The organism is Synechococcus sp. BDU 130192 (genome assembly GCF_963876085.1).
GTDB lineage: Bacteria > Cyanobacteriota > Cyanobacteriia > Cyanobacteriales > MRBY01 > MRBY01.
Window position 1 is genome coordinate 1 of sequence record NZ_CAWNNO010000030.1, and the last position, 5,511, is coordinate 5,511.

Consider the following 5,511-nt stretch of genomic DNA (forward strand, 5'->3'; position numbering starts at 1 on the left):
ATCCTCACCTAATCGAGAGTGATAGAACAACGTAGGGATGTGGTTGTCAAATCCAGATTGAGGGGCTTAAGAACTTAAAATTCTAAATTTTTCCAGTCACCAAACCCCTTGCTCTGAGGGCATTCCAGGGATTTTTCATTCAAATAGCGAAAAAAGATTGAAAAAAGGTGTTGACATCTCCGAGTTGTGTGGTTAATATAGTTAAGCGCGGTTGAGAGAGACGCACTGAACCGCCGCCCCGAACCGAGACAAAAGAATAGAATTTGAAAGTGACTATCCGCCCCCTTGTTTTAAACAAGATTATAACAAGTGAGCTGGTTGAGATTGAAACAATCGATACCAAGGAGCTTAGTTAAGGATAAAGAGAGCCTTAAAAAACATCTCTTGCTAAAGACAAATGAAAATTCTAAGGAATGAGTAAGGAGTCTAATATGGAGAGTTTGATCCTGGCTCAGGATGAACGCTGGCGGTATGCCTAACACATGCAAGTCGAACGAAGCCTTCGGGCTTAGTGGCGGACGGGTGAGTAACGCGTGAGAATCTGCCTTCAGGACGGGGACAACAGTTGGAAACGACTGCTAATACCCGATATGCCGAGAGGTGAAATCTTTTTTGGCCTGAAGATGAGCTCGCGTCTGATTAGCTAGTTGGTGGTGTAAGGGACCACCAAGGCGACGATCAGTAGCTGGTCTGAGAGGATGAGCAGCCACACTGGGACTGAGACACGGCCCAGACTCCTACGGGAGGCAGCAGTGGGGAATTTTCCGCAATGGGCGAAAGCCTGACGGAGCAATACCGCGTGAGGGAGGAAGGTCTTTGGATTGTAAACCTCTTTTCTCAGGGAAGAATACTGACGGTACCTGAGGAATAAGCACCGGCTAACTCCGTGCCAGCAGCCGCGGTAATACGGAGGGTGCAAGCGTTATCCGGAATTATTGGGCGTAAAGAGTCCGTAGGTGGTCATGCAAGTCTGCTGTCAAAGCCCACAGCTTAACTGTGGATCGGCGGTGGAAACTGTGTGACTTGAGTACGGTAGGGGTAGAGGGAATTCCCAGTGTAGCGGTGAAATGCGTAGATATTGGGAAGAACACCGGTGGCGAAAGCGCTCTACTGGACCGTAACTGACACTGAGGGACGAAAGCTAAGGTAGCGAAAGGGATTAGATACCCCTGTAGTCTTAGCCGTAAACGATGGATACTAGGCGTTGTCTGTATCGACCCGGACAGTGCCGAAGCTAACGCGTTAAGTATCCCGCCTGGGGAGTACGCACGCAAGTGTGAAACTCAAAGGAATTGACGGGGGCCCGCACAAGCGGTGGAGTATGTGGTTTAATTCGATGCAACGCGAAGAACCTTACCAAGATTTGACATCCCGTGAATCTTGCAGAGATGCGAGAGTGCCTTCGGGAGCACGGAGACAGGTGGTGCATGGCTGTCGTCAGCTCGTGTCGTGAGATGTTGGGTTAAGTCCCGCAACGAGCGCAACCCTCGTCCTTAGTTGCCAGCATTAAGTTGGGCACTCTAGGGAGACTGCCGGGGACAACTCGGAGGAAGGTGGGGATGACGTCAAGTCATCATGCCCCTTACATTTTGGGCTACACACGTACTACAATGGTCGGGACAAAGGGCAGCAACCCCGCGAGGGCAAGCGAATCTCATCAAACCCGGCCTCAGTTCAGATTGCAGGCTGCAACTCGCCTGCATGAAGGAGGAATCGCTAGTAATCGCAGGTCAGCATACTGCGGTGAATCCGTTCCCGGGCCTTGTACACACCGCCCGTCACACCATGGAAGCTGGCAACGCCCGAAGTCGTTACTCTAACCGTTCGCGGAGGAGGGCGCCGAAGGCAGTGCTAGTGACTGGGGTGAAGTCGTAACAAGGTAGCCGTACCGGAAGGTGTGGCTGGATCACCTCCTTTTAGGGAGACCTAACCTACTGAAGTTTGAAAGCAATCAGCAAATAGAACGCAGTAAGGTCATCTCGAAGGTCGTGCGAGGGGGAGAAACGGGAGTCACTTTCAAATTTAGGTTCGTGGACATGGGCTATTAGCTCAGGTGGTTAGAGCGCACCCCTGATAAGGGTGAGGTCCCTGGTTCAAGTCCAGGATGGCCCACTTATCAACCGTTGATAATCATCAATTGTTGATATCAATGGGGGTATAGCTCAGTTGGTAGAGCGCCTGCTTTGCAAGCAGGATGTCAGCGGTTCGAGTCCGCTTACCTCCACCAAAACCACGAAATCACGAAATAATGAAACAATCTCAGCATCAACACCACAGTCTAAGAAAAAAGGCGAAAGATGTTGTTGAATGCTGAAAGGGATTTCAGCAAAGCACCTTGAAAACTGCACAAAAGAATATTAGATAGTCGAAATAATAGCTAGGTAGGAAAGTACGAAAGTACAAACAATCCAAAAATAGCCAAGAGTCTGACCTCGAAAAAAGGTCAAGCTACAAAGGGCTAACGGTGGATACCTAGGCACACAGAGGCGATGAAGGACGTGGTTACCGACGATATACTCCGGGGAGCTGGAAGCAAGCATTGAGCCGGAGGTTTCCGAATGGGGCAACCCTAAATACAGCCATCTGAATATATAGGATGGTATGAGCCAACTCAGCGAATTGAAACATCTTAGTAGCTGAAGGAAGAGAAAGAAAAATCGATTCCCTTAGTAGCGGCGAGCGAAGCGGGAAGAGCCTAAACCAACTGCTTAGGCGGTTGGGGTTGTGGGACAGTGATGTGGACTATAGAGGTTAGACGAAGTAGTTGAAAGCTACACCAAAGAAGGTGAAAGTCCTGTAGTCGAAAATCGAAGTAGCCTAACTGTATCCCGAGTAGGCCGGAGCACGTGAAATTCCGGTTGAATCAGCGAGGACCACCTCGTAAGGCTAAATACTACTGTGTGACCGATAGTGTAAAAGTACCGCGAGGGAAAGGTGAAAAGAACCCCGGGAGGGGAGTGAAATAGAACATGAAACCGTTAGCCTACAAGCAATGGGAGGACGATTTAACGTCTGACCGTGTGCCTGTTGAAGAATGAGCCGGCGACTTACAGGCTGTGGCAGGTTAAGGTGAAAAGCCGAAGCCAAAGTGAAAACGAGTCTGAAAAGGGCGTTAGTCACAGTTTGTAGACCCGAACCCGGGTGATCTAACCATGGCCAGGATGAAGCTTGGGTAATACCAAGTGGAGGTCCGAACCGACTTCTGTTGAAAAAGGAGCGGATGAGCTGTGGTTAGGGGTGAAATGCCAATCGAACCCGGAGCTAGCTGGTTCTCCCCGAAATGTGTTTAGGCGCAGCGGTTGGTTTCCTTGCATGGGGGTAAAGCACTGTTTCGCTGCGGGCTGCGAGAGCGGTACCAAAGTGAGACAAACTAAGAATACCATGTAAAATTCAGCCAGTAAGACGGTGGGGGATAAGCTTCATCGTCGAGAGGGAAACAGCCCAGACCGCCAGCTAAGGTCCCAAAATACTTGCTAAGTGATAAAGGAGGTGGGAGTGCATAGACAACCAGGAGGTTTGCCTAGAAGCAGCAATCCTTGAAAGAGTGCGTAATAGCTCACTGGTCAAGCGCTCCTGCGCCGAAAATGAACGGGGCTAAGCAAGTTACCGAAGCTGCGGACTCGAAAGAGTGGTAGGGGAGCGTTCTATATGGTGTGAAGCATTAGCGGTGAGCAGATGTGGACTGTATAGAAGTGAGAATGTCGGCTTAAGTAGCGAAAATATGTGTGAGAATCACATACCCCGAAACCCTAAGGGTTCCTCCGGAAGGCTCGTCCGCGGAGGGTTAGTCGGGACCTAAGGCGAGGCCGAAAGGCGTAGTCGATGGACATGAGGTTAATATTCCTCAACTCCTGTGTGGGAGCATAACTATGACGCATGAAAGATAGCTACACCCTGAATGGATTGGGAGGAGACTACGGTCTCCGCGTAGTAAAGGATAGTGCCTAGAAAAGCTAGTTATGTGTTGAAAGCATAGGACCCGTACCCGAAACCGACACAGGTAGGGTGGTAGAGTATACCGAGGGGCGCGAGGTAACTCTCTCTAAGGAACTCGGCAAAATTGCTCCGTAACTTTGGGAGAAGGAGTGCCAGCGAGAGCTGGTCGCAGTGAAGAGGCCCAGGCGACTGTTTACCAAAAACACAGGTCTCTGCAAACTCGTAAGAGGACGTATAGGGGCTGACGCCTGCCCAGTGCCGGAAGGTTAAGGAAGTTGGTTAGCTTAGGCGAAGCTGACGACCGAAGCCCCGGTGAACGGCGGCCGTAACTATAACGGTCCTAAGGTAGCGAAATTCCTTGTCGGGTAAGTTCCGACCCGCACGAAAGGCGTAACGATCTGGGCACTGTCTCGGAGAGAGGCTCGGCGAAATAGGATTGTCTGTGAAGATACGGACTACCTGCACCTGGACAGAAAGACCCTATGAAGCTTTACTGTAGCTTGGTATTGGGTTCGGGCTTTGTTTGCGCAGGATAGGTGGGAGACGTTGAGATTACTCTTGTGGGAGTAATGGAGTCACTGGTGAGATACCACTCTAACAAGGCTAGAATTCTAACTTTAAACCGTGAAGCCGGTGAAAGGACAGTATCAGGTGGGCAGTTTGACTGGGGCGGTCGCCTCCTAAATGATAACGGAGGCGCACAAAGGTTCCCTCAGGCTGGTTGGAAATCAGCCATCGAGTGCAAAAGCAGAAGGGAGCTTGACTGCGAGACCTACAAGTCAAGCAGGGACGAAAGTCGGTTTTAGTGATCCGACGGCGCTGCGTGGAAGGGCCGTCGCTCAACGGATAAAAGTTACTCTAGGGATAACAGGCTGATCTCCCCCAAGAGTTCACATCGACGGGGAGGTTTGGCACCTCGATGTCGGCTCATCGCAACCTGGGGCTGAAGTAGGTCCCAAGGGTTGGGCTGTTCGCCCATTAAAGCGGTACGTGAGCTGGGTTCAGAACGTCGTGAGACAGTTCGGTCCATATCCGGTGCAGGCGTAAGAGCATTGAGAGGAGTCTTCCTTAGTACGAGAGGACCGGGAAGGACGCACCGCTGGTGTACCTGTTATCGTGCCAACGGTAAACGCAGGGTAGCCAAGTGCGGAGCGGATAACCGCTGAAAGCATCTAAGTGGGAAGCCCACCTCAAGATGAGTGCTCTCATGGAGTTAATCCAGTAAGGTCACGGGGAGAACACCCGTTAATAGGCATTAGGTGGAAGTGTGGCAACATATGGAGCCGAGATGTCCTAACAGACCGAGGGCTTGTCCTTAAACAGATGGTTAGACTAAGTATTTCGATGAACTAATGAGTATTTTGTGCAGTCTTGAGGGTGTGAGACCACACCACTGCTTGGTGTTTCTAGCATAGTGGAACCACACTGATTCCATCCCGAACTCAGATGTGAAACGCTATAGCGGCGACGATACCTGTGGGGTAGCCTACCGGGAAAATAGCTCAATGCCAAGCTTCTCTCTTTTATGAAAAACTGAATATCTTATTCTTCAACTTTATATTCTAATCAAAGCTC

At 50.4% G+C, this 5,511-nt stretch carries 2 tRNA genes and 3 rRNA genes; all 5 read left to right on the forward strand.

Going from position 1 to position 5,511, the window contains the following annotated elements:
- Positions 1-428: 428 nt before the first annotated feature.
- The 5 genes from AACT35_RS08525 (at position 429) to rrf (ending at position 5,450) form a co-directional block, all read left to right on the forward strand.
- Positions 429-1,917, forward strand: a 16S ribosomal RNA gene (locus tag AACT35_RS08525).
- A gap of 121 nt (positions 1,918-2,038) precedes the next feature.
- Positions 2,039-2,112, forward strand: a tRNA-Ile gene (locus AACT35_RS08530).
- A 39-nt stretch (positions 2,113-2,151) separates the two neighbouring features.
- Positions 2,152-2,227, forward strand: a tRNA-Ala gene (locus AACT35_RS08535).
- 214 nt (positions 2,228-2,441) lie between these two features.
- Positions 2,442-5,253, forward strand: a 23S ribosomal RNA gene (locus AACT35_RS08540).
- Between the two features lie 79 nt (positions 5,254-5,332).
- Positions 5,333-5,450: ribosomal RNA gene (gene rrf, locus AACT35_RS08545) — 5S ribosomal RNA — on the forward strand.
- The 16S, 23S and 5S rRNA genes sit together here with 2 tRNA genes alongside, the layout of an rRNA operon.
- The last annotated feature ends 61 nt before the right edge of the window (positions 5,451-5,511 follow it).